This window comes from Caulobacter sp. DWR3-1-2 (assembly GCF_049896225.1).
Lineage (GTDB): Bacteria > Pseudomonadota > Alphaproteobacteria > Caulobacterales > Caulobacteraceae > Caulobacter.
Genome location: NZ_JAFCTW010000009.1, coordinates 1 through 23,306, shown reverse-complemented (window position 1 = coordinate 23,306; position 23,306 = coordinate 1). Strand labels below are relative to the sequence as shown.

19 protein-coding genes are annotated in these 23,306 nt (G+C 65.1%); 13 read left to right on the top strand and 6 right to left on the bottom strand.

Annotated elements, in window-relative coordinates; all coding sequences use genetic code 11:
• Window positions 1–42: 42 nt before the first annotated feature.
• Complete coding sequence (aroC, locus tag ACP696_RS13550; protein ID WP_426043905.1) at window positions 43–1,164, bottom strand: chorismate synthase; 1,122 nt, start codon at window positions 1,162–1,164, stop codon at window positions 43–45.
• A 186-nt stretch (window positions 1,165–1,350) separates the two neighbouring features.
• Between aroC and ACP696_RS13545 the strand changes: the two genes are divergently transcribed.
• A complete protein-coding gene (locus ACP696_RS13545; protein WP_426009272.1) occupies window positions 1,351–1,803 on the top strand; it encodes a hypothetical protein in 453 nt (150 codons plus the stop codon).
• A 58-nt stretch (window positions 1,804–1,861) separates the two neighbouring features.
• Here the strand turns inward: ACP696_RS13545 and ACP696_RS13540 are convergent, their stop codons facing one another.
• Window positions 1,862–3,232 (bottom strand): pectate lyase, encoded by a 1,371-nt coding sequence (locus tag ACP696_RS13540; protein WP_426043904.1) that lies wholly within the window; start codon window positions 3,230–3,232, stop codon window positions 1,862–1,864.
• Window positions 3,233–3,674: 442 nt separating this feature from the next.
• Between ACP696_RS13540 and ACP696_RS13535 the strand changes: the two genes are divergently transcribed.
• The 3 genes from ACP696_RS13535 (at window position 3,675) to rplL (ending at window position 6,061) form a co-directional block, all read left to right on the top strand.
• Window positions 3,675–4,772 carry a methyl-accepting chemotaxis protein gene (locus ACP696_RS13535; RefSeq protein ID WP_426043903.1) on the top strand — a complete coding sequence of 366 codons (1,098 nt, stop codon included), beginning with the start codon at window positions 3,675–3,677 and terminating at the stop codon, window positions 4,770–4,772.
• 344 nt (window positions 4,773–5,116) lie between these two features.
• Window positions 5,117–5,635 (top strand): 50S ribosomal protein L10, encoded by a 519-nt coding sequence (rplJ, locus tag ACP696_RS13530; RefSeq protein ID WP_426009264.1) that lies wholly within the window; start codon window positions 5,117–5,119, stop codon window positions 5,633–5,635.
• 45 nt (window positions 5,636–5,680) lie between these two features.
• The gene (gene rplL / locus ACP696_RS13525) at window positions 5,681–6,061 is read left to right on the top strand and encodes a 50S ribosomal protein L7/L12 (RefSeq protein ID WP_426009262.1); all 381 of its coding nucleotides are present in this window, start codon (window positions 5,681–5,683) and stop codon (window positions 6,059–6,061) included.
• Window positions 6,062–6,190: 129 nt separating this feature from the next.
• On the opposite strand, the gene ACP696_RS13520 is transcribed toward rplL, so the two are convergent.
• Complete coding sequence (locus tag ACP696_RS13520) at window positions 6,191–6,970, bottom strand: EAL domain-containing protein (RefSeq protein WP_426030134.1); 780 nt, start codon at window positions 6,968–6,970, stop codon at window positions 6,191–6,193.
• A gap of 133 nt (window positions 6,971–7,103) precedes the next feature.
• Between ACP696_RS13520 and ACP696_RS13515 the strand changes: the two genes are divergently transcribed.
• The 5 genes from ACP696_RS13515 to ACP696_RS13495 all read left to right on the top strand — a co-directional run bounded on the left by ACP696_RS13515 (window position 7,104) and on the right by ACP696_RS13495 (window position 16,627).
• Window positions 7,104–7,262, top strand: coding sequence for a hypothetical protein (locus ACP696_RS13515; RefSeq protein WP_426009256.1), 159 nt, complete (start codon window positions 7,104–7,106; stop codon window positions 7,260–7,262).
• 344 nt (window positions 7,263–7,606) lie between these two features.
• Complete coding sequence (gene rpoB / locus ACP696_RS13510) at window positions 7,607–11,689, top strand: DNA-directed RNA polymerase subunit beta (protein ID WP_426009254.1); 4,083 nt, start codon at window positions 7,607–7,609, stop codon at window positions 11,687–11,689.
• Window positions 11,690–11,790: 101 nt separating this feature from the next.
• Window positions 11,791–15,978: a DNA-directed RNA polymerase subunit beta' gene (rpoC, locus tag ACP696_RS13505; protein WP_426009251.1), complete on the top strand. Its 4,188-nt coding sequence runs from the start codon at window positions 11,791–11,793 to the stop codon at window positions 15,976–15,978.
• A gap of 208 nt (window positions 15,979–16,186) precedes the next feature.
• The gene (locus ACP696_RS13500; protein WP_426043902.1) at window positions 16,187–16,480 is read left to right on the top strand and encodes a hypothetical protein; all 294 of its coding nucleotides are present in this window, start codon (window positions 16,187–16,189) and stop codon (window positions 16,478–16,480) included.
• The gene (locus tag ACP696_RS13495) at window positions 16,481–16,627 is read left to right on the top strand and encodes a hypothetical protein (protein ID WP_426043901.1); all 147 of its coding nucleotides are present in this window, start codon (window positions 16,481–16,483) and stop codon (window positions 16,625–16,627) included.
• A gap of 222 nt (window positions 16,628–16,849) precedes the next feature.
• Here the strand turns inward: ACP696_RS13495 and ACP696_RS13490 are convergent, their stop codons facing one another.
• From ACP696_RS13490 to ACP696_RS13480, 3 genes are all read right to left on the bottom strand, one after another.
• Window positions 16,850–17,611, bottom strand: coding sequence for a hypothetical protein (locus ACP696_RS13490; RefSeq protein WP_426043900.1), 762 nt, complete (start codon window positions 17,609–17,611; stop codon window positions 16,850–16,852).
• 202 nt (window positions 17,612–17,813) lie between these two features.
• On the bottom strand, window positions 17,814–18,524 hold the full coding sequence (locus ACP696_RS13485; RefSeq protein ID WP_426043899.1) for a hypothetical protein: 711 nt from the start codon (window positions 18,522–18,524) through the stop codon (window positions 17,814–17,816).
• Window positions 18,525–18,652: 128 nt separating this feature from the next.
• Window positions 18,653–19,354, bottom strand: coding sequence for a hypothetical protein (locus ACP696_RS13480; protein WP_426043898.1), 702 nt, complete (start codon window positions 19,352–19,354; stop codon window positions 18,653–18,655).
• 333 nt (window positions 19,355–19,687) lie between these two features.
• Between ACP696_RS13480 and rpsL the strand changes: the two genes are divergently transcribed.
• From rpsL to ACP696_RS13460, 4 genes are all read left to right on the top strand, one after another.
• The gene (rpsL, locus tag ACP696_RS13475; RefSeq protein WP_007661566.1) at window positions 19,688–20,059 is read left to right on the top strand and encodes a 30S ribosomal protein S12; all 372 of its coding nucleotides are present in this window, start codon (window positions 19,688–19,690) and stop codon (window positions 20,057–20,059) included.
• Between the two features lie 12 nt (window positions 20,060–20,071).
• Complete coding sequence (rpsG, locus tag ACP696_RS13470) at window positions 20,072–20,545, top strand: 30S ribosomal protein S7 (protein ID WP_426009236.1); 474 nt, start codon at window positions 20,072–20,074, stop codon at window positions 20,543–20,545.
• A gap of 114 nt (window positions 20,546–20,659) precedes the next feature.
• Window positions 20,660–22,738 (top strand): elongation factor G, encoded by a 2,079-nt coding sequence (gene fusA, locus ACP696_RS13465; protein WP_426009233.1) that lies wholly within the window; start codon window positions 20,660–20,662, stop codon window positions 22,736–22,738.
• A gap of 77 nt (window positions 22,739–22,815) precedes the next feature.
• On the top strand, window positions 22,816–23,306 hold a 491-nt coding region (locus tag ACP696_RS13460), incomplete at its 3' end, for a GTP-binding protein (RefSeq protein WP_426009230.1).

The following is a 23,306-nucleotide window of genomic DNA, read 5'->3' as shown; positions in this document are numbered from 1 at the left end:
TTTTCTTCACACGAACCGGAACCACTTCGCTCAAAAAATGCTCTAGACCCGTCCTTCGCCACCGGGAACAAACGCCCCGCCGCCCGTCTGGGCCCGATGGCGCAGGAAGGCGTCGGCCAGCACGCAAGCCGTCATCGCCTCGACCACCGGCACGCCTCGGATGCCCACACAGGGGTCGTGGCGGCCCTTGGTGCGCAGATCCACCTCGTTGCCGTTTTCGTCAAGGCTCTGGCGAAGGGTCAGGATCGACGAGGTTGGCTTGAAGGCCACGCGCGCCACCACGGGCTGACCCGTCGACAGGCCGCCCAACACGCCGCCGGCGTGGTTGGACAGGAACACTGGGCCGTCGTTGCCCATCCGCATCTCGTCGGCGTTCTGCTCGCCCGACAAGGCGGCCGAGGCGAAGCCCTCGCCGATCTCCACGCCCTTGGCGGCGTTGATCGACATCAGGGCTGCGGCCATCTCGGCGTCCAGCTTGCCGTACAGCGGCGCGCCCCAGCCGGCCGGCACGCCCGTGGCCTCGACCTCGACGACGGCGCCGGTGGAGGACCCAGCCTTGCGGATGGCCTCCAGATGCTCTTCCCAGACGGGGATGATGGCGGCGTCGGGCGCCCAATAGGGGTTCTCGTCGGTCTGGTTCCAGTCCCAGTTGGCGCGGTCGACCTTGTGAGGCCCGATCTGCACCAGGGCGGCGCGCACCGTGACGCCGGGGATCACCAGCCGGGCGATCGCGCCGGCCGCCACCCGCGCGGCGGTCTCTCGGGCCGAGCTGCGCCCGCCGCCGCGATAGTCGCGCACGCCGTACTTGGCGAAATAGGGATAGTCGGCATGACCCGGCCGGAAGGCCTGGGCGATCTCGCCATAGTCCTTGGAGCGCTGGTCGGTGTTGTCGATCATCAGGCTGATCGGCGTGCCGGTGGTGCGCTGGCCGTCGGTGCGGGCGTCCTCGAACACCCCCGACAGGATGCGCACGGCGTCCGGCTCCTGGCGCTGGGTGACGAACTTGCCATTGCCGGGCCGGCGCTTGTCGAGGAAGGCCTGGATCTGCTCGGCGCTGATCGCGATGCCGGGCGGCACGCCATCGACCACGCAGCCCAGAGCCGGGCCGTGGCTTTCGCCCCAGGTGGTGACGCGGAACAGGTGGCCGAAGGTGTTGTGCGACATGGGCGGGGGTTTAGCGGAAAGCGGGCAGGGGGGCAAAGCCAAGCGGAATCCGCTCGTGTCACCTTGGAGTAGAGTGAATGAAAAAAACCCTTTGGAATTGCACGAAGCTTGACCCGAAGATACTGTCGCTGGGCGTCGATCAAGGTGACCGGGCGGGGGCCCGGCCCCAATAGGGATGGAACCAAGATGAGCAGCGGCATAGCAAACTTCAGCGGCGAATGCGGCGAGTGCACCAGCGGCTACTTCACCGCAACCTGCACCGGCGGCATGCAGGTGGGCCAGTCGGCCACCGTGAACGGCAATTCGCCCCAGGCCTGCGTCGTGGCCAATGATGGGGGAACGGTCTTCGCCATCGACCTTCAGACCATCGCCGGCATCTACGACTATCAGGTGCGGGTGGACGCCCAGGGTCCGAGCGGCGCTTTCAGCGGCTCGATGTATCTGGCGTTCGAGGACCAGACGGGCGACATCTACTATCTGAGCGTCTTCTCCTCGACCCGCGAATGGCACGAGGTGTCGTACAACAGCAGCTCGCCGGCCCTCGTGAAGATCTATTGGAGCGACTATTCCTTCACCGTGGGCAGCGGCGACGCCGCCAAGGCCAAGCCGGCCTACAAGGTCGAGAGCGCCATCGCCTAGTTCAACGTCGCGTACAACCGGTGGGGGCGCGCCCCCACCGGTTTTCGCCGCGCGAGGATCAGGGCAGCGAGAGGGCGCCCCGGCGGGCCGCCGCGTCGGCCAGGTAGAGCTCGAGGTTGGTCCAGCCCGACCCGGTCTTGGCCAGAGCCGCCCCGTCGGCCTTGGTCGGCTTCAGCCCGTGGGCCTTTTCCCAGGCGTCCGGCATGCCATCGCCATCGGTGTCGACCGCCGCCACGCCCGCCGCCAGCGCCGGCCAGCCGCCGACCTGGGCCTGGCTGTCGATCTGCTTGCCGGTCTTGTCGCGCACGCCCGCCACGACCCGGGCGTCGACGCTGTCGCGATAGACCGAGGCGCCCGCGTCCTTCAGCACCCGCGCGTAGGCGCTCGCCGCCGGATCGGCCGCCACCGGCGCGACCTCGATCGGTCCCGCCTGGCGATAGCCCGGGGCCTGCACTCCATCGACCAGGCTCCACGGATCGGCGGGGACCACGCCGTTCATGCTGTTGCCGGCGAACCAGGCCTTGGCCAGGGTGTTGCTCTCGTTGAAGGCGATGGGTTTCACACTGTCGGGCCCCATCACATAGCTGTTGTCGATGAAGCTGTAGGCCGCCAGGGCCGCCTTGTCGGCGTCGTAGCCGGCATGGCCCTTGCCCCAGTTGTAAAAGACGTTGGAACGGAACTCGAAGAACGCGCCGAGCGGATCCTTCTCCGGCCCCTCGTAGTTGCCGGGACGCGGCATGCGGGCCAGGTGGTTGGCCCACAGATTATGGTGGAAGCTGATCTTGGCGCCGGCGCCGCCCCGGATCAGGCTGCCATAGCCGTGGTCGCCCTTGGCGTGGATCGAGTGGCGGAGGCTTTCAGCGATGATCGACCACTGGACGGTCAGGTCATAAAAGCCCTGGCCCTCTTCGTCGTAACGGGCGCTGGCCGAGAGGGTCTCATCGACCGACCAACTGGCGGAAACGTGGTCGAGGATGATCCTGCGGCCCTTGTTGATCCAGATGGCGTCACCTTCCGTCTTGCTCTCGTCGCCCAGGCGCGAGCGGAGGAAACGGATCACCACGTCGTCGGCGGCGACGATCAGGGTCTGGTCGCGCAGGGTGATCCCGCCGCCCGGCGCGGTCTGGCCGGCGATCGTGATGTTGGGCTGGCTGATCTTCAGCGGAGTCCTGAGCGCGATCGTGCCGGCCACTTCGAACACCACGGTGCGCGGGCCCTTGGCCTCGATCGCGGCGCGCAGGGATCCAGGTCCGGTGTCGTCCAGATTGGTGACCTTGATCACCGCCCCGCCCCGTCCGCCGACCGACAGCCGTCCGGCCCCCTCGGCGCCAGGGAAGGCAAGGATTTCGCGGGGCGCGGCCTGCGCGGCGGTGACGGCGGCGGCTAGGGCCATGGCGGCTAGGGCGGCGGCCAGTGCGGTGCGGATCATCGTGGTTTCCCCTCCTTCAATTCCGCTCATCCTGACGAAAGTCGGGACCCAAGCCGAGCTTGAAGGGTCTCTTGAGCCAACCCCGATGGCGCCGCTTGGGTCCCGACCTTCGTCAGGATGAGCGGAGAGAGAGGGGGCTTGAATGCCTCCATTATCGCGTGTCCCCGAAATCCTGTCCACCGGTGTCATCGCCAACACCCAACGCTTTTCGCGGGTTTTCATGACAGCGTTCGCCACAATCTTGGTTATCGCCTAGGCGGACACGGGCAGGCCCTGCCGCGAAGTCGGGCATTCCCGGGTGATCCTGACGGTCGCGGGCCGAAAACGCGCGACCCATCGTCCGGCCCCATCCCCTGAACCTGACCCTGGTGTCATCCTCGCTTGTCTGGCGAGCGATTCGGCTATTCCGGGTCCCGCCGCCGGTTTCGGGGGAAGCTCATCCATGTCAGGTGAAGACGCCAGCCTCCGCCCGGAACGCATCCTGGAACTGTCCGAGCGCCTCAGCGCCGTGGCGGGCGAGAAGATCGGCGAGATCGCCTATGTCAACCGCTCGGCCAAGATGCTGGCGATCAACGCCCTGATCGTCGCCGCCCGCGCCGGCGAGGCTGGTCGCGGCTTCGCGATCGTGGCCGAAGAGTTCAAGACCATCTCCACCCAGATCGACGTGGTGGCCGCCGCCCTGGAAAGCCAGGTGCGCGCCGACCTCAACGAGTTGACCAAGATCGGCGGGGCGATCCTGGGCCGTCTGCGCGGCCAGCGCCTGGCCGATCTGGCCCTCAACGCCATCGAGATCATCGACCGCAACCTCTATGAGCGCACCTGCGACGTGCGCTGGTGGGCCACCGACAGCGCCGTGGTCGATTGCGTCGCCGCCCCGTCGCGCGAAGCCTCCAGCTATGCCAGCCAGCGGCTGAAGGTGATCCTCGACGCCTACACGGTCTATCTCGACCTGTGGGTCGCCGACGCGACCGGCAAGGTCGTGGCCAGCGGCCGCCCCGACAGGTACCCGGCCGCCAAGACCCTGTCGGTGGCTGACGCCGCCTGGTTCAGGGACGCCCTGCGCACCCAGTCGGGCGATGACTTCACCGTCTGCGACATCGCGCGGGTCAGGGCGCTGAACGACGCCCCTGTCGCCACCTACGCCACCGCCATCCGGGCCGGCGGCCAGGCCAATGGCAAGGTGATCGGCGTGCTCGGCGTGCATTTCGACTGGAAGCCCCAGGCCCAGGCCATCGTCGACGGCGTGCGCCTGACCGACGACGAACGCGCTCGCTCAAGGGTCATGCTGCTGGACCAGAACCACCGGGTGCTGGCCTCCTCCGACGGCAAGGGCGTGCTGGAGGAAACCTTCAAGCTCGACACCACCAGCGGCGACATGGGCAGCTATGCCGAGGGCGCCCGCACGGTCGGTTACGCCCTGACGCCAGGGTATGAGACCTATAGGGGCATGGGTTGGTACGGCTGCCTGGTCCAGACCGCGCAAGCCGATAAGCCGGCGGCGACGTTTCGTAGCCCCGTGATCCCAGGCAAGGCGGCTTAGGTCAAAGACCCTGCTCCCACCAGGGAAAGCGGGGGATGCTGCCTGTTGATCTTCCACGCGAAACCGTCTATACGCCGCCCCTTCTCCGTCGGGCTCGCCCGGCGAAGACCTGTTTGTGAACAGCGGGGCGTGGGGTCACCAGCGCCATAATCGAGGAAGAGCCCTTCCTCGCCGTCGGGAGACAGGGATGGACAAGACCACGCCATGCTCGCCTTCGGGATGAGACGCGCGGCTGACTTTCCTTGGAACAGGCTGATGCAACTCGCGTGCGGGAGCGATCCCTCATGCGTCGAGCATTCGGCTGCCGGAATAGTCCGGCCGCTGTCATTGAGTAGGAGACCGCAATGGACCGCGCTCAAAAGCAGGAGTCGATCGAATCGCTGAAAAGCGTTTTCGAAGGCGCCGGCGCTGTCGTCGTGACCCACTACATGGGCATGACCGTTGCGGAAATGACTGAACTGCGTAGCCGCCTCCGCAAGGAATCGGCCACGTTCCAGGTGGTGAAGAACACCCTCGTCCAGAAGGCCCTGAACGGCTCGATCGGTGAAGAGGGCGCCGCCCTGTTCACGGGTCCGGTCGCCATCGCCTTCGGCAAGGATCCTGTCTCCGCCGCCAAGATCGTCACCCAGTACGCCAAGGAAAACGAGAAGCTCAAGCTTGTCGGCGGCATTCTGGGCCAGACGACGGTTCTGGACGAAACGGCCGTGCGCGCTCTCGCCACGCTGCCGTCGCTCGACCAGATCCGTGGCAAGCTTATCGGCCTCATCCAGGCTCCGGCGACCAAGATCGCTGGCGTCCTGCAGGCTCCGGCTGGCCAACTGGCGCGCGTCTTCAACGCCTATGCGACCAAAGACGCCGCGTAACGGTCATCTCCGCACAAATCCCCTCATTCTCTAAGGAAATTGAACATGTCGAAGCTCGAAAAGCTGGTTGAAGAACTGTCCACCCTGTCGGTCCTCGAAGCCGCTGATCTGTCGAAGCTGCTGGAAGAAAAGTGGGGCGTCTCGGCCGCCGCTCCGGTCGCCGCCGCTGGCCCCGCCGCCGCCGCTGGCCCGGTCGAAGAAGCCGAAGTGCAAACCGAGTTCACCGTTGTCCTGACCGCCGGTGGCGAGAAGAAGATCAACGTGATCAAGGAAGTCCGCGGCGTCCGTCCGGACCTCGGCCTGAAGGAAGCCAAGGACCTGGTCGAAGGCGCTCCGCAGAACATCGTCGAAAACGTCTCCAAGCAAGTCGCCGACGAAGTCGCCAAGAAGCTGACCGAAGCCGGCGCCACCGTCGTCGTGAAGTAATTCACGATCCGCGCCTCGGCGCGGGTGGCCGGTGTCAGTTCTCTGACTCCAAGTGAACGGCTCCGGAGGGAAACCTCCGGGGCCGTTTTCTATTGGGGATCAGTCTTGGTGAAAGGGTAGGGGCGCAGGTCAGCCGACCTTGGCGCGGACGGCTTCCCGGCCCGGCCAGACCGGTGTCGCCAAGGCGTCGAGCGCGGGCTTGGCCAGCAAGTAGCCCTGCATGAGGTCGACGCCGAGCTCGCGCAGCACCTGGTACTCGGCGATGGTTTCGACGCCTTCGCAGATCGGCGTGACACCCAGGTCGCGCAGCATGTCCAGGGTCGAACGGACAATGGTCTGCTTGACCGTGCTGGTGTCGATGTCGCGGATCAGGTCCATGTCCAGCTTGACCAGGTCAGGCTGGAATTTCGACAACAGCCCCAGTCCCGCGTAGCCCGCCCCGAAATCGTCGATCGCGGTCTGGAAACCCATGGCGCGGTAGCTGCGCAGGATGTGGAGGATGTGGTCGGTGTCGAGCCGCTCCACCTCGGTGAACTCGAAGATGATCCGGTTCAGCGGAAAGCCCGTGCGCATCGCCGCCGCGAGGGTCAGGCGGATACAGGCCCGGGGCTCATAGACGGCGTTGGGCAGGAAATTGATCGACAGGCTGGCCCCGTCGGCGGCCATGTTGAGGGCGGCGGCCTGCTCGATCGCCGTGACCCGGCAGAGCTGGTCGAAGGCGTAGCGATTGGTTTCCGAGACCTGGGACAGGATGAAGCCCGCGCCTTCGCCCGCAGCCCCGCGCACCAGGGCCTCATGGGCGAACACCGTGCCGGCGTTGGCGTCGACGACCGGCTGGAAGGCCATGATGATCGGCAGGTCGAAACCGGCGCCGTCGCGACAACCGTCGCAGTTGGACTTGGCGGTCATGCGGGAAACTTTCATAACGCGATGAAAATCGAGCATGGCTGCGGAAGCTGAATAATCGGTGTTCATTCGCCTCGCGATTTGCGAGGCTATCGCGGGCCCTGCAACCTTGTGGGCCGAGCGACGTTTCCGACCCATGCTCAAGCTCGCCGCCCTGCTGCTCGTTCTGATGATCGTCTTCGGTCTGCTCAGCTTCGTGTTCCACATCGCCGTTGCCCTGACCAAGATCGCCTTCTTCATCTGCCTGATCGGGCTGGGGATCTCGTTGGTCGGCAGGGTGTTCAAGAAGGTCTGACGCGCGAGCCGGGCCGCGAGAAGATGAGGCGCGACCGGTTCCCGGCGCGCCGTTAGGGTTTTGTGGATAAAGCCCCTTCCCATCCCCACCCGCCTGTCCTATATCCGCCAGCCCACGAAGACATTCGGCGGAACGCGCACGCGCGTGTCTGCATCTAACGCCCCGAGGCGCGGTCAGCTGCCCTCCGACCCGCGCGAAGGGGCGCCCATCAAGCTTCCGGTCCCGGTCGCTCGATAGGGGAATTGCAGCGTCCAGCGTTCTCTCGAGAAGGGAACGGCGAGGGTGGACGCTAAGACAATCGAATTCACGCGCGGACTCCAAGTTCCGCGTCGCAGGGAAAAAACATGGCGCAATCCTTCACCGGCAAGAAGCGGATCCGGAAGTCTTTCGGCCGCATCCCCGAAGCTGTGCAGATGCCGAACCTGATCGAGGTTCAGCGCTCCTCCTACGAACAGTTCCTGCAGCGCGAAGTCCGTCCGGGCGTGCGCAAGGACGAGGGTATCGAGGCGGTCTTCAAGTCGGTGTTCCCGATCAAGGACTTCAACGAGCGCGCGGTGCTCGAATACGTCTCGTACGAATTCGAAGAGCCCAAGTACGACGTTGAGGAATGCATCCAGCGCGACATGACCTTCGCGGCGCCGCTGAAGGTCAAGCTGCGGCTGATCGTCTTTGAAACGGAAGAAGAGACGGGGGCCCGGTCCGTCAAGGACATCAAGGAGCAGGACGTCTACATGGGCGACATCCCGCTCATGACGGAAAAAGGCACCTTCATCGTCAACGGCACCGAGCGGGTCATCGTCTCGCAGATGCACCGCTCGCCCGGCGTGTTCTTCGACCACGACAAGGGCAAGACCCACGCCTCGGGCAAGCTGCTGTTCGCCGCCCGCGTCATCCCCTATCGCGGCTCGTGGCTCGACTTCGAGTTCGACGCCAAGGACGTGGTCTATGTCCGCATCGACCGTCGCCGCAAACTGCCCGCCACCACCTTCCTCTATGCCCTGGGGATGGACGGCGAAGAGATCCTGACGACCTTCTATGACGTGGTGCCCTTCGAGAAGCGCACCACGGCCGGCGCCGAAGGCTGGGCTACCCCGTACAAGGCCGAGCGCTGGCGCGGCGTGAAGCCGGAATTCGCCCTGATCGACGCCGACACCGGCGAGGAAGTGGCCCCGGGCGGTATCAAGATCACCGCCCGCCAAGCCAAGAAGCTGGCCGACGGCGGCTTGAAGACCTTGCTGCTGGCCCCCGAAGCCCTGACCGGCCGCTACCTGGCCCGCGACGCCGTCAACTATGAGAACGGCGAGATCTACGCCGAAGCCGGCGACGAGCTGGACGTCGCCTCGATCGAGGCCCTGGCCGCCCAAGGCTTCAGCACCATCGACGTGCTGGACATCGACCACGTCACGGTCGGCGCCTACATGCGCAACACCCTGCGCGTCGACAAGAACGCCGTCCGCGAGGACGCGCTGTTCGACATCTATCGCGTGATGCGTCCGGGCGAGCCGCCGACCGTGGAAGCGGCCGAAGCGATGTTCAAGTCGCTGTTCTTCGACGCCGAACGCTACGACCTGTCGGCCGTCGGCCGGGTCAAGATGAACATGCGGCTGGAGCTGGACGCTTCGGACGAGATGCGCGTGCTTCGCAAGGAAGACGTGCTGGCGGTCCTCAAGCTGCTGGTCGGCCTGCGCGACGGTCGCGGCGAAATCGACGACATCGACAACCTCGGCAACCGCCGGGTGCGTTCGGTCGGCGAACTGCTGGAAAACCAGTACCGCGTCGGTCTGCTGCGCATGGAGCGCGCCATCAAGGAACGCATGTCGTCCGTCGACATCGACACCGTGATGCCGCACGACCTGATCAACGCCAAGCCGGCCGCGGCCTCGGTGCGTGAATTCTTCGGCTCCTCGCAGCTGTCGCAGTTCATGGACCAGACCAACCCGCTGTCGGAGATCACCCACAAGCGCCGCCTCTCGGCGCTTGGCCCGGGCGGTCTGACCCGCGAGCGCGCCGGCTTCGAAGTCCGCGACGTTCACCCGACCCACTACGGCCGCATCTGCCCGATCGAAACGCCGGAAGGCCCGAACATCGGCCTGATCAACTCGCTGGCCACCCACGCCCGGGTCAACAAGTACGGCTTCATCGAGAGCCCCTACCGTCGCGTCGCCGACGGCAAGCCGCTCGACGAGGTCGTCTACATGTCGGCCATGGAAGAGTCGAAGCACGTCATCGCCCAGTCCAACATCAAGGTGTTGAACGGCGAGATCGTCGACGACCTGGTGCCCGGCCGGATCAATGGCGAACCCACGCTCCTGCAAAAGGAGATGGTCGACCTGATGGACGTGTCGCCGCGCCAAGTGGTTTCGGTGGCCGCGGCCCTGATCCCCTTCCTGGAAAACGATGACGCCAACCGCGCCCTGATGGGCTCGAACATGCAGCGTCAGGCCGTGCCCCTCGTGCAATCCGATGCTCCCCTTGTCGGGACCGGCATGGAAGCCGTGGTCGCCCGTGACTCGGGCGCCGTGGTCATCGCCAAGCGCACCGGCGTGGTGGAGCAGATCGACGGTACGCGTATCGTCGTCCGCGCCACGGAAGAAACCGACGCCGCCCGTTCGGGCGTCGACATCTACCGCCTCAGCAAGTTCCAGCGCTCGAACCAGTCGACCTGCATCAACCAGCGTCCGCTGGTGAAGGTGGGCGACCGGATCAATAGCGGCGACATCATCGCCGACGGTCCCTCGACCGAGCTGGGTGAACTGGCCCTGGGCCGCAACGCGCTCGTCGCGTTCATGCCCTGGAATGGCTACAACTTCGAAGACTCGATCCTGATCTCCGAACGCATCGTCCGCGACGACGTCTTCACCTCGATCCACATCGAGGAATTCGAAGTCATGGCCCGCGATACGAAGCTCGGCCCGGAAGAGATCACCCGCGACATTCCCAATGTCGGCGAGGAAGCCCTGCGCAACCTCGACGAAGCGGGCATCGTGGCGATCGGCGCCGAAGTCCAGCCGGGCGACATCCTGGTCGGCAAGGTCACCCCGAAAGGGGAGTCGCCCATGACGCCGGAAGAAAAGCTCCTGCGCGCCATCTTCGGTGAAAAGGCCTCGGACGTCCGCGACACCAGCCTGCGCCTGCCCCCGGGCGTCGCCGGCACGATCGTCGATGTTCGCGTGTTCAACCGTCACGGCGTCGACAAGGACGAACGCGCCCTGGCCATCGAACGCTCGGAAATCGACCGGCTGGGCAAGGACCGCGACGACGAATTCGCGATTCTGAACCGCAACATCTCGGGCCGTCTGCGCGAGCTGCTGATCGGCAATGTCGCGCTGTCGGGCCCCAAGGGCCTGTCGCGCGGCCAGATCTCGGCCGAGAACCTGTCGGAAGTCCAACCCGGCCTCTGGTGGCAGATCGCCCTGGAAGACGAGAAGGCGATGGGCGAACTGGAAAGCCTGCGCAAGCTGTTCGACGAGAACCGCAAGCGTCTGGACCGCCGCTTCGAGGACAAGGTCGACAAGCTGCAGCGCGGCGACGAACTGCCTCCGGGCGTGATGAAGATGGTCAAGGTCTTCGTGGCCGTGAAGCGCAAGCTTCAGCCCGGCGACAAGATGGCCGGCCGTCACGGCAACAAGGGCGTCATCTCGCGCATCCTGCCGATCGAGGACATGCCGTTCCTCGCCGACGGGACGCATGTGGACGTCGTTCTGAACCCGCTGGGCGTGCCTTCGCGCATGAACGTCGGCCAGATCTTCGAAACCCACCTGGGTTGGGCCTGCGCCGGTCTCGGCAAGCAGATCACCACCCTGCTCGAGGACTGGCAGGCCGGTGGCCAGAAGCAGGCCCTGATCGATCGTCTGACCGAGATCTATGGTCCTGACGAGGAACTGCCGGAAACCGAGGAAGAGCTGGTCGAACTGGCCCGCAACCTCGGAAAGGGCGTTCCGATCGCCACGCCCGTCTTTGACGGCGCGCGGATCGGCGATATCGAGGACCACCTGCGCATGGCGGGTCTCGACCCCTCGGGCCAGTCGATCCTGTTCGACGGCCAGACGGGCGACCAGTTCAAACGTCCGGTCACGGTCGGCTACATCTACATGCTGAAGCTGCACCACTTGGTCGACGACAAGATCCACGCCCGTTCGATCGGTCCGTACTCGCTCGTCACGCAACAGCCGCTGGGGGGTAAGGCCCAGTTCGGCGGTCAGCGCTTCGGGGAAATGGAAGTGTGGGCTCTGGAAGCCTACGGCGCGGCCTACACCCTGCAGGAAATGCTGACGGTGAAGTCTGACGACGTGGCCGGCCGGACCAAGGTCTACGAGTCGATCGTCCGCGGCGACGACACGTTCGAAGCCGGTATCCCGGAAAGCTTCAACGTGCTGGTCAAGGAAATGCGCTCGCTCGGCCTGAACGTCGAGCTGGAGAACAGCTGATCCGAAGAACTTCCCTCTTCGCCCGAAAGGGCGGGGAGGGGTCTTCGATCGCCGCTCTCCGACTTTGAATTTTCGCGGGTAATCCCGCAGAAGGAACCAAGATGAACCAGGAAATCCTGAACATCTTCAATCCGGTCCAGGCCGCTCCGACCTTCGACCAGATCCGCATTTCGCTGGCCTCGCCGGAAAAGATCCGCTCGTGGTCGTTCGGCGAGATCAAGAAGCCCGAAACCATCAACTATCGCACGTTCAAGCCCGAGCGTGACGGCCTGTTCTGCGCCCGTATCTTTGGCCCGACCAAGGACTACGAATGCCTGTGCGGCAAGTACAAGCGCATGAAGTACAAGGGCATCATCTGCGAAAAGTGCGGCGTTGAAGTCACCCTGGCCCGCGTCCGTCGCGAGCGCATGGGTCACATCGAGCTGGCCTCGCCGGTCGCCCACATCTGGTTCCTGAAGAGCTTGCCCTCGCGCATCGCCATGATGCTGGACATGCCTCTGAAGGACATCGAACGCGTCCTGTACTTCGAATATTACATCATCACCGAGCCGGGCCTGACCCCGCTGAAGCAGCACCAGCTGCTCAGCGAGGACGACTTCATGCGCGCCCAGGACGAGTATGGCGATGACAGCTTCACCGCCGAGATCGGCGCCGAAGCCATCCAGAACCTGCTGAAGGCGATCGACCTCGACAAGGAAGCCGAACGCCTGCGCGAAGAGCTGGCCGGCACCGTGTCGGACATGAAGCAAAAGAAGTTCAGCAAGCGCCTGAAGATTCTCGAAGCCTTCTCCGAGTCGGGCAACCGCCCCGAATGGATGGTTCTGACGGTCGTGCCGGTCATTCCGCCGGAACTGCGCCCGCTGGTGCCGCTGGACGGCGGCCGCTTCGCCACCTCCGACCTGAACGACCTGTATCGCCGGGTCATCAACCGCAACAACCGGCTCAAGCGCCTGATCGAGCTGCGCGCCCCCGACATCATCATCCGCAACGAAAAGCGGATGCTGCAGGAATCGGTGGATGCGTTGTTCGACAACGGCCGTCGTGGTCGCGTCATCACGGGCGCCAACAAGCGTCCCCTGAAGTCGCTGGCCGACATGCTGAAGGGCAAGCAAGGCCGCTTCCGCCAGAACCTGCTGGGCAAGCGCGTCGACTATTCGGGCCGTTCGGTCATCGTGGTCGGTCCCGACCTGAAGCTGCACGAGTGCGGCCTGCCCAAGAAGATGGCGCTCGAGCTGTTCAAGCCGTTCATCTATGCGCGCCTGGACGCCAAGGGCCTTTCGGGCACCGTCAAGCAGTCCAAGCGCATGGTCGAGCGCGAACAGCCCCAGGTGTGGGACATCCTCGAAGAGGTGATCCGCGAGCACCCGGTGATGCTGAACCGCGCGCCGACGCTTCACCGTCTGGGCATCCAGGCGTTCGAGCCCAAGCTGATCGAGGGCAAGGCCATCCAGCTGCACCCGCTGGTCTGCGCCGCGTTTAACGCCGACTTCGACGGCGACCAGATGGCTGTCCACGTCCCGCTGAGCCTCGAGGCTCAGCTGGAAGCGCGCGTCCTGATGATGTCGACCAACAACATCCTGTCGCCCGCCAACGGCCGACCGATCATCGTGCCGTCGCAGGACATCGTCCTGGGCCTGTACTATCTGTCGGTCGCTCGCGAGGGTGAACCGGGTGAAGGCAAGATCTTCGCCGACCTGGGCGAGATCGAAGCCGCCATGGACGCCGGCGTCGTCAGCCTGCACGCCAAGATCAAGTCGCGCTTTACCGAAATGGACGCCGACGGCGTCGTGCGTCGCCGGGTGATCGACACTACGCCGGGCCGGATGAAGATCGCCGCCCTTCTGCCGCAGCACACTGCGATCGGTCACCGACTGATCGAGAAGGCGCTGACCAAGAAGGAAATCGGCAATCTGATCGACATCGTCTACCGCCACTGCGGTCAGAAGGCGACGGTGATCTTCGCCGACCAGATCATGGGTCTGGGCTTCAAGGAAGCGGCCAAGGCCGGCATCTCCTTCGGCAAGGACGACATCATCATCCCGAAGCGGAAAGAGGCGATCGTCGCCGAAACCCGCACCCTGGCCGAGGAGTACGAGCAACAGTACGCCGACGGCCTGATCACCAAGGGCGAGAAGTACAACAAGGTCGTCGACGCCTGGGCCAAGGCCACCGATCGCGTCGCCGACGAGATGATGGCCGAGCTTCAGATGAAGCATAAGGACGAGAACGGCCGCGAGAAGGAGATCAACGCCATCTACATGATGGCCCACTCCGGCGCCCGGGGCTCGCAAGCCCAGATGAAGCAACTCGGCGGCATGCGCGGCCTGATGGCCAAGCCATCCGGCGAGATCATCGAGACCCCGATCGTCTCGAACTTCAAGGAAGGCCTGACCGTTCAGGAATACTTCAACTCGACCCACGGCGCCCGCAAGGGCCTGGCGGACACCGCGCTGAAGACCGCCAACTCCGGCTATCTGACCCGTCGTCTGGTCGACGTGGCGCAGGACTGCATCATCGTCGAGGAAGACTGCGGCACCACTCGGGGCATCACCCTGCGCGCCGTGGTCGAGGGCGGCGACGTCCTCGTCTCGCTGGGCATGCGCGTCCTGGGCCGCTTCTCGGCCGAGGACATCAAGGACCCGGCGACCGGCGAGATCGTCATCCCGGCCGACACCTACCTGACCGAGAACATGGCCGACGCCATCGAGACGGCCGCGGTTCAGTCGGTGAAGGTGCGTTCGGTCCTGACCTGCGAAGCCAAGGTCGGCGTCTGCGGCGCCTGTTACGGCCGCGACCTGGCCCGCGGGACCCCGGTGAACATCGGTGAAGCGGTTGGCGTCATCGCCGCCCAATCCATCGGCGAGCCCGGCACCCAGCTGACGATGCGGACCTTCCACATCGGCGGCACCGCCCAGGTGGCCGAGCAGTCGTTCTTCGAAAGCAGCAACGACGGTACGGTCCGCGTGACCGGCGCCACCGTTGTCGGCACCGAAGGCTTCCTGGTGGTCATGAGCCGCAATACGGCCGTGAGCGTCCTGGTCGACGGCAAGGAACGCGAGAACTACAAGCCGCCGTACGGCGCGCGCCTGAAGATCAAGAACGGCGACAAGGTGAAGCGTGGCCAGCGTCTGGCCGATTGGGACCCCTACACCACCCCGATCATCACCGAAGTGGCCGGCAAGATCCGTGCGGAAGACCTGGTGGACGGCTTCTCCGTCCGCGAGGAAACCGACGAAGCCACCGGCATCGCGCAACGCGTGATCGCCGACTGGCGGACCTCGGCCCGCGCCTCGGACCTGCGTCCGGCCATGGGCGTGCTGGCCGAGGACGGCTCCTATGTTCGCCTGGCCAATGGCGGCGAGGCTCGCTACCTGATGTCGGTCGGCGCCATTCTCTCCGTCGGTGACGGCGACATGGTCAAGCCGGGCGAGGTCATCGCGCGGATCCCCACCGAAGGCGCCAAGACCCGCGACATCACCGGCGGTCTGCCGCGTGTCGCCGAACTCTTCGAAGCCCGCCGTCCCAAGGACTGCGCGGTCATCGCGGAAATGGATGGTCGTGTCGAATTCGGCAAGGATTACAAGAACAAGCGCCGTATCAAGATCACCCCGGAAGTCGACGCAGACGGCAACCAGGGCGAAGCGGTCGAGTTCCTGATCCCCAAGGGCAAGCATATCGCGGTGCACGATGGCGACTTCATCGCGCGCGGCGAGTACATCATCGACGGCAACCCGGATCCGCACGACATCCTGCGCATCCTGGGCGTCGAGGCCCTGGCCAACTTCCTCGTGGACGAAATCCAGGAGGTCTACCGACTGCAGGGCGTGCCGATCAACGACAAGCACATCGAGACGATCGTTCGTCAGATGCTGCAAAAGGTCGAGATCCTCGATCCCGGCGACACCGGCCTGATCAAGGGCGACCACCTCGACAAGCCCGAGTTCTATGTCGAGCAGGACCGTGCGACCGCCCGTGGCGGCCGTGGGGCGACCACTCAGCCGGTTCTGCTGGGCATCACCAAGGCGAGCTTGCAAACCAAGAGCTTCATCTCGGCCGCGTCGTTCCAGGAAACGACCCGCGTCCTGACCGAAGCCTCGGTGCACGGCAAGACCGACACCCTGGAAGGCCTGAAGGAAAACGTCATCGTGGGTCGCCTGATCCCCGCCGGTACGGGTTCCTACCTGCGCAGCCTGCAGCGCGTCGCCGCCAGGCGCGACGAGCAACTGGCCCAGCAGCGCGAAGACGCGATGGAGCCGCTGCCTGCGGTCATCGCCAACGCCGACGCCTAAGCATCGACCACGGACTGAAGCGGAACGGCCCGGGAGCAATCCCGGGCCGTTTTTTTATTGAGTCACCCATCGGTACGCCACGATCTTGAAATACCGCGACTAAAGCTCTAGGCGGAGTTTGTGTCGTAGCGTTACGAAAGGTTGTGTCGCGGCCCGCCGTTGATGGCAGGCGCGGGGCGGGGCGGGGCGGGGCGGGGCGGGGGCGCCCATGGACAAGGAAATCGTCGATCGCGCCCTGGACGCGCTGGATCGCCTGATGCGGATGTTCCAGGTCGAGCGCTTCGTCTACATGATCTGCGCGATCGTCTCGTTCCTGCTGTTGATCTACGCCGCCTACATCATGTTCGAGACCAAGGGCGTCTCGGTCGCCGAGTTGGGCCTGATCTTCGGGGCCACCGGGCTGACCACGGTGCCCGCCGGGCGGATCACCTACTTTCTCAACAAGTCCCTCAATCTGATCGAAGCCATCGTGCGCAAGCTTTCCGGGCTGGAGGAGCGTTAGGTGCGGCTCGATCACGACGATCTGGAAGCCCTGGCCCAACTCGAGCGCTCCAGTCGCAAGACCCGGCCATTCCTGCTGATCGGCCTGTTGGCGCCGGCAAGACGGGGAATTGGAGCGATGCATCTGTGTAAACCAAACGCGCTGTAGAGCTCTCGGCCTGACTGCGTCAGGCCGAGAGCTCTAATCTTCTGTTTTGACGCATTTTTCTTCACGCGAACCAGGACCACTTCGCTCAAAAAATGCTCTCGCCAGCCAACGAAGGCCGTGACCCAGATTCATCCAGAGCGTCTCGTGGGTTTCACCGGGGCCCCGGCCTTCGTCGGGGAGACTGAATATTTGGATGCCGATTCAATCTGAACCAAAGGCGCTTTAGCGCTGCTCGGCGTCCCGCGCGGCCTTCTTCCGCAGCGCCTCGGCCTTGTCGGCGTCCTGCAGATGCTTAAGCCGCTGCTGGGTGGCCGACATCGGGCGGCCCAGGCCGTCCTGCTCGGCCCCGCCGACCCAGGGGATGTCCTTCATCGTGCCGGGACCCTCGCGGCTACGGTGATCGACCCCCACCCCCATCGGCGCGTCGCGCGCCACTTTCTCGGCCTTCTGACGCAAGGCCTGGGCTTCGAAGCCGCGCCGCTTTCCGGCGTCCATCGGCGCTTCATAGACGGGGGCGTTGCGGGCCGCCGCACCCAGGCGCTCGTCGCAGTGCTCGAGTTCACGCCGGTTGAGACCGACGGCCCGCTCATTGGCGCAACCGACGCTGCCGCCACGCAAGGCCGTGCGCAGATCGCCGCGCGGACCTTCGGGCAAGGGGGCGGGGTGGAGATTCTGCATCGTCGGCTTGGCCGGCCCGGCGCGGATCGGCGCAACCAGCGGCGACATGGCCGTGGGCGTGGTCCGTCGAGCGGGCCGAGGTTGGAGCGGCGAGGCGCGCGGCGCGATCTGGTCGGGCGACGGATGGGGTGGCCAGAGCGTCCGCTCCAGCGTGATCGACAGCGCGTCGTCGTCGTTCGAGCGGTCGGCAAAGGGTATCTCCACAGGCCAGGCCAGGGCCGCCAGCATGGCCCCGTGCAACAGGAGCGAGCCGCCGAGGATCGCGCCGTTCTTCAACCGTTTTCGACGTGCAGCCAGCGAGACCAAGAGCAAACTCGACAAGGAAGAACCGGCGGCCAGACTTTCCACTGGGCGTGGCGAAACCGTGGCCGCTGAACGCGAGATGGGAGGCCTGTGGGTGCGCGCTAGAGCATTTTTCGAGTGAAGTGGTTCCGGTTCGCGTGAAGAAAAATGCGTCAAAACAGAAGATCAGAGCTCACGGCCTGACGCAGTCAGGTCGGGAAATGCTCTAGTATGGCTTGCGGATGTCGCCCTCCGGGGTCAGCGATCCGGTGGGCGCCTGGATGTAGCAAGGCCCGGCCCGCAGAGCGTTGGGCGGCCCCTTTGGCGCCTTGTCGGCGTTCGGACCGAATTTCACCGAGCACCCGACACGGGGGCCATGTCCGGCGTGCACGCTGCGTTCCTCGCCGAACATTCCGCCCGACCCGCGCGCGGTCAGCGGGACCATCTGGCCCGGGTCGCGGTAGGCCTCGGCGACGGCGTCGTAATAGGCCCGCTTGACCGGATCGATCGGCGCGGGCAGGGGCTGGGCGTTTCGCGCCTGCGCGCCCAGTCGCTCGGCGCAACGCTCGCGTTCCTCGCGATTGAGGTCCAGGCCATGGCTGTTGGAACAGCCGAGGCCGCTGCCCCGCAACAACGCCCGCAGGTCGGTCCCGCCCTTGCCGGGGCTGGCCACGGGCCCCGGCGGCGCGGTAGCGACGGGGGCCAGGCCCAACGGATCGGCCTCGACAGGCGCGACAAGTGCGGGACGTGGTCGAGGGGCGGGCTGACCGGCTCCGGTGGTCGCGACTCCCAAGCGCCGGGGCCGTCGCAGCACCAGGTCGATGGCGTCCTCGTCGTTGGAGCGGTCCGGAAAGCTCTCGATCACCGGCCAGGCCAGGGCTGTCAAAACCGCGGCGTGCGCCAATAGCGACACAGCCAGGACGGCGCCGCGACGCATGGGCTTTGCGCGCGCCGCGGCCGTGGCCAGGGACCGGGATTGGGACAAGAGCAACTCGACTGTGACGAACGGCCAAGCCTTGCGACCGCGCATGGCGAAACCGTGGCGGCCAAAGGCCGAACGGGTGACTAGTAAGATTTGCGCAACGTGGTCTCAGGCGTTGGCGGGCCTGTCGCCGGCCGGACAAAGCAGGGTCCCGAGGACGGCGGCTCGGCGTTGGGCCCAAACTTCATGGAACAACCCACGCGCGGGCCGCGGCCAGCGCGAAGCCGATCGTCGGCGCCAAACAGGCCGCTGGCGCCGCGAGCCGCGAGGGGGACGATGGCGCGCCGTGGCGCCTGGGCGCGGGCGACGGCGTCGTAGTCGGCGCGCTTTTCCGGCGTGATCGACGTGAGGCGCAACGGGGTCTTGCGGGCGAGGGCGCCCAGCCGCTCCCGGCAGAGGTCGCGCTCGGCCGCCGACAGTAGGGCCTCGCGCGTGTCCAGGCAGGCCGGGTTGCTGGCGCGCAGAACCGCGCCAAGGTCGCCAATTGAGCGGGGCGGGGCGGTTTCGGCGATCGTGGCGGCCGGCGGGGCCGGCGGTTCGGTCGGCGCGGGCCTTGGTCTTACAACAGGCCTAGGGACGGGAGCGCTGCCGTCTTCGGGCTCAAGCCATGGCGCATCGCGCGCCACCCGCCTGATCTCGACGGCGCTCCGATCGCTTGAACGCTCGCTAAAGCGCGTCACGGTGGGCCGCGCCAGGATCAGCAGGACCAGCCCGCTCAGCCCGAGCAGGCCGGCCAGGACCATGCCGAGTCGCGGCCAATCGCGTTGGGATTCCGGTGAGCTCAAGAGAGGCCTCGTGGCAGAACGAACGGGCCGACAATTGCCGCAAGACGTGACGCAAGCGTGACTGTTAGGGGGTCTTTAACCAACGCAAACGGGCCGATTGACGTACGAGGCGTTCGCGAGTAGTTTCCGCGCTCTTTTCGAGGCGGACCCTGTCCGTCCTGATGAGCGCCCGTCCCTTACCCCGACGGATAGCCCGCCGGAACGCCACCCGCGTCCCGGCGAGTTTCGTGTTTATCAGGTCCCCCTTGGGGGCCGAGAAAGCCGGACGAAAAACAACAAGGACCCGAAGCGCTTCGGCCGACAGGCACACGCTTCCATCAGAGCAGAGACTGAATGCCTACCGTCAACCAGCTCATCCGCAAGCCGCGCCAGCCCAAGCCGGTCCGGAACAAGGTGCCCGCCCTGAAGGGCTGCCCCCAACGTCGCGGTGTTTGCACCCGCGTCTACACGACCACCCCGAAGAAGCCGAACTCGGCGCTTCGTAAGGTCGCCAAGGTCCGTTTGACCACCGGCATCGAAGCCGTGTGCTACATCCCGGGCGAAGGCCACAACCTGCAGGAGCACTCTGTGGTGCTCATCCGCGGCGGCCGCGTCAAGGATTTGCCCGGCGTCCGCTACCACATCCTGCGCGGCGTCCTCGACACCCAAGGTGTCAAGGATCGTAAGCAGCGTCGTTCGCTCTACGGCGCCAAGCGTCCGAAGTAAGGAAAAAGAAGCATGTCACGCCGCCGTCGCGCCGAGAAACGTCAAGTTCTGCCGGACCCGAAGTTCGGAGACCTGATCGTCACGAAATTCATGAACTATGTGATGTACGAGGGCAAAAAAGCCGTCGCTGAAAACATCATCTATGGCGCCTTCGATATCATCGAGACCAAGCGCAAGGACCAGGGCCCCCTGGAAACCTTCCACTCCGCTCTGGACAACGTCGCCCCGGCGATCGAAGTCCGGTCGCGCCGCGTCGGCGGCGCCACCTATCAGGTGCCCGTGGAGGTCCGTCCGGAGCGTCGTCGCGCCCTGGCCATCCGCTGGCTGGTGACCGCCGCGCGCAAGCGTGGCGAAAACACCATGACCGAAAAGCTGGCCGGCGAACTGCTGGACGCTTCCAACAACCGCGGCACCGCGGTGAAGAAGCGTGAAGACACCCACAAGATGGCTGAAGCCAACCGGGCGTTCTCGCACTACCGCTGGTAACCTTTCTCACCAGCACTCTTTCAGGCGCGGGCGGTTTGCGATAAACCGCCCGCGCCGCACGTTTAAATGTCCCCGCTCCAGGTTGGCGCGAGGCAGTCACACAGAGCTAGATCCATGGCCCGCCAGCATAAAATCGAAGACTACCGTAACTTCGGCATCATGGCGCACATCGACGCCGGGAAGACGACGACGACGGAGCGGATCCTGTATTACACAGGTAAGTCGCACAAGATTGGCGAAGTCCACGACGGCGCCGCGACCATGGACTGGATGGACCAGGAACAAGAGCGCGGCATCACCATCACGTCGGCCGCGACGACCGCTTTCTGGAAAGAAAAGCGCCTCAACATCATCGACACCCCAGGCCACGTCGACTTCACGATTGAAGTCGAGCGTTCCTTGCGCGTCCTCGACGGCGCCGTCGCCGTGCTGGACGGTAACGCCGGTGTCGAGCCGCAGACCGAAACCGTCTGGCGCCAGGCCGACAAGTACAACGTGCCGCGTATCGTGTTCGTCAACAAGATGGACAAGATCGGCGCCGACTTCGACAAGTCGGTCGAGTCGATCCGCGACCGCCTGGGCGCCAAGGCCGTGCCGATCCAGTTCCCGATCGGTGCGGAAAACACCCTCAGCGGCCTGGTCGACCTGGTCCGCATGAAGGCCGTCATCTGGGATAATGACGCCTTGGGCGCCAATTTCCGCGACGAGGAAATCCCCGCCGACCTGCTGGCCAAGGCCATCGAAGCCCACGCCTATCTGGTGGAAGCCGCCGTCGAAATGGACGACGAGGCGATGGAAGCCTATCTGGGCGGCGAAGAGCCCTCGGAAGCCGTGCTGAAGAAGTGCATCCGCAAGGCCGTGCTGGAGGGCGCCTTCTATCCGATCCTCTGCGGCTCGGCCTTCAAGAACAAGGGCGTGCAGACGCTGCTGGACGCCGTCGTCGATTACCTGCCGTCGCCGCTGGACATCCCGCCGACCAAGGGCATCGACTTCAAGACCGAAGAAGATATCGTTCGCAAGGCCTCGGACGAAGAGCCGCTGTCGGTTCTGGCGTTCAAGATCATGGACGACCCCTTCGTCGGTTCGCTGACCTTCTGCCGGATCTATTCGGGCAAGCTGGAAACCGGCATGGGCCTGCTGAACTCGACGCGCGACAAGCGCGAGCGGGTGGGCCGGATGCTGCTGATGCACAGCAACAACCGCGAAGACATCAAGGAAGCCTTCGCCGGCGACATCGTCGCCCTGGCCGGCCTCAAGGACACCCGCACCGGAGACACCCTGTGCGATCCTCTGAAGTCGCCGGTCATCCTCGAGCGCATGATCTTCCCGGCTCCGGTCATCGAGATCGCCGTCGAGCCCAAGTCGAAGGCCGACCAGGAAAAGCTGGGCGTCGCCCTGGCCAAGCTGGCCGCCGAGGACCCGTCCTTCACCGTCTCGACCGACTTCGAAAGCGGCCAGACGATCCTGAAGGGCATGGGCGAACTGCACCTGGACATCAAGATCGACATCCTGAAGCGGACCTACAAGGTCGAAGCCAATATCGGCGCGCCGCAGGTGGCCTATCGCGAAAGCCTGGGCCGCAAGGTCGACATCGACTACACCCACAAGAAGCAGACCGGCGGTACGGGCCAGTTCGCCCGCGTCATGATCACGTTCGAACCCGGCGAGCCGGGCTCGGGCTTCGTGTTCGAGAATGACATCGTCGGCGGCGCGGTGCCGAAGGAATATATCCCCGGCGTCGAAAAGGGCCTGCTGTCGGTCAAGGACAACGGTCTGCTGGCCGGCTTCCCGCTGATCGACTTCAAGGCGACCCTGACGGACGGCAAGTACCACGACGTCGACTCCAGCGTGCTGGCGTTCGAAATCGCGTCGCGCGCCGCCTTTAAGGAACTGCGCGAGAAGGGCGCTCCCAAGCTGCTCGAGCCGATCATGGCCGTCGAGGTCGTGACCCCGGAAGAGTATCTGGGTTCGGTCATCGGCGACCTGAACGGTCGTCGCGGGATGATCCAGGGCCAGGACATGCGCGGCAACGCCACGGTGGTGAACGCCTTCGTGCCGCTGGCCAACATGTTCGGCTACGTGAACACCCTGCGCGGCATGAGCCAAGGTCGCGCCCAGTTCACCATGCAATACGATCACTACGAGCCGGTGCCGCAGCATGTCGCCGACGAAGTGATCAAGAAGTACGCCTAAAAGAACCCCAGCAATTCCCATTCAATTTGAGGCCCCCCCACTTTTCTGAGGGGAATGGGGTCCTAAGGTAGAGAAAAATGGCCAAGGAAAAGTTCGAACGTAACAAGCCGCACTGCAACATCGGCACCATCGGTCACGTTGACCATGGCAAGACGACGCTGACGGCCGCGATCACGATCACGCTGGCCAAGCAAGGCGGCGCCAAGGCGATGAACTACGCCGACATCGACGCCGCGCCGGAAGAAAAGGCCCGCGGCATCACGATCAACACCGCGCACGTGGAATATGAGACGAAGAACCGTCACTACGCCCACGTCGACTGCCCCGGCCACGCCGACTATGTGAAGAACATGATCACCGGCGCCGCCCAGATGGACGGCGCGATCCTGGTGGTCTCGGCCGCCGACGGCCCGATGCCCCAGACCCGCGAGCACATCCTGCTGGCCCGGCAGGTCGGCGTGCCGGCCCTGGTCGTCTACATGAACAAGGTCGACCTGGTCGATGACGAAGAGCTGCTCGAGCTGGTCGAGATGGAAGTGCGCGAGCTGCTTTCGTCCTATGACTTCCC

Excerpts from the sequence above, each read along its gene's own strand:
- ACP696_RS13545 (WP_426009272.1), top strand. The coding sequence starts at position 1,351 with ATGAGCAGCGGCATAGCAAACTTCAGCGGCGAATGCGGCGAGTGCACC.
- ACP696_RS13515 (WP_426009256.1), top strand. The coding sequence starts at position 7,104 with ATGCTCAAGCTCGCCGCCCTGCTGCTCGTTCTGATGATCGTCTTCGGT.
- ACP696_RS13520 (WP_426030134.1), bottom strand. The coding sequence starts at position 6,970 with ATGACCGCCAAGTCCAACTGCGACGGTTGTCGCGACGGCGCCGGTTTC.
- rpoC (WP_426009251.1), top strand. The coding sequence starts at position 11,791 with ATGAACCAGGAAATCCTGAACATCTTCAATCCGGTCCAGGCCGCTCCG.
- fusA (WP_426009233.1), top strand. The coding sequence starts at position 20,660 with ATGGCCCGCCAGCATAAAATCGAAGACTACCGTAACTTCGGCATCATG.
- ACP696_RS13485 (WP_426043899.1), bottom strand. The coding sequence starts at position 18,524 with ATGCGTCGCGGCGCCGTCCTGGCTGTGTCGCTATTGGCGCACGCCGCG.
- rpsG (WP_426009236.1), top strand. The coding sequence starts at position 20,072 with ATGTCACGCCGCCGTCGCGCCGAGAAACGTCAAGTTCTGCCGGACCCG.
- rpoB (WP_426009254.1), top strand. The coding sequence starts at position 7,607 with ATGGCGCAATCCTTCACCGGCAAGAAGCGGATCCGGAAGTCTTTCGGC.
- rplJ (WP_426009264.1), top strand. The coding sequence starts at position 5,117 with ATGGACCGCGCTCAAAAGCAGGAGTCGATCGAATCGCTGAAAAGCGTT.
- rpsL (WP_007661566.1), top strand. The coding sequence starts at position 19,688 with ATGCCTACCGTCAACCAGCTCATCCGCAAGCCGCGCCAGCCCAAGCCG.
- ACP696_RS13540 (WP_426043904.1), bottom strand. The coding sequence starts at position 3,232 with ATGATCCGCACCGCACTGGCCGCCGCCCTAGCCGCCATGGCCCTAGCC.
- aroC (WP_426043905.1), bottom strand. The coding sequence starts at position 1,164 with ATGTCGCACAACACCTTCGGCCACCTGTTCCGCGTCACCACCTGGGGC.
- ACP696_RS13535 (WP_426043903.1), top strand. The coding sequence starts at position 3,675 with ATGTCAGGTGAAGACGCCAGCCTCCGCCCGGAACGCATCCTGGAACTG.
- ACP696_RS13500 (WP_426043902.1), top strand. The coding sequence starts at position 16,187 with ATGGACAAGGAAATCGTCGATCGCGCCCTGGACGCGCTGGATCGCCTG.
- rplL (WP_426009262.1), top strand. The coding sequence starts at position 5,681 with ATGTCGAAGCTCGAAAAGCTGGTTGAAGAACTGTCCACCCTGTCGGTC.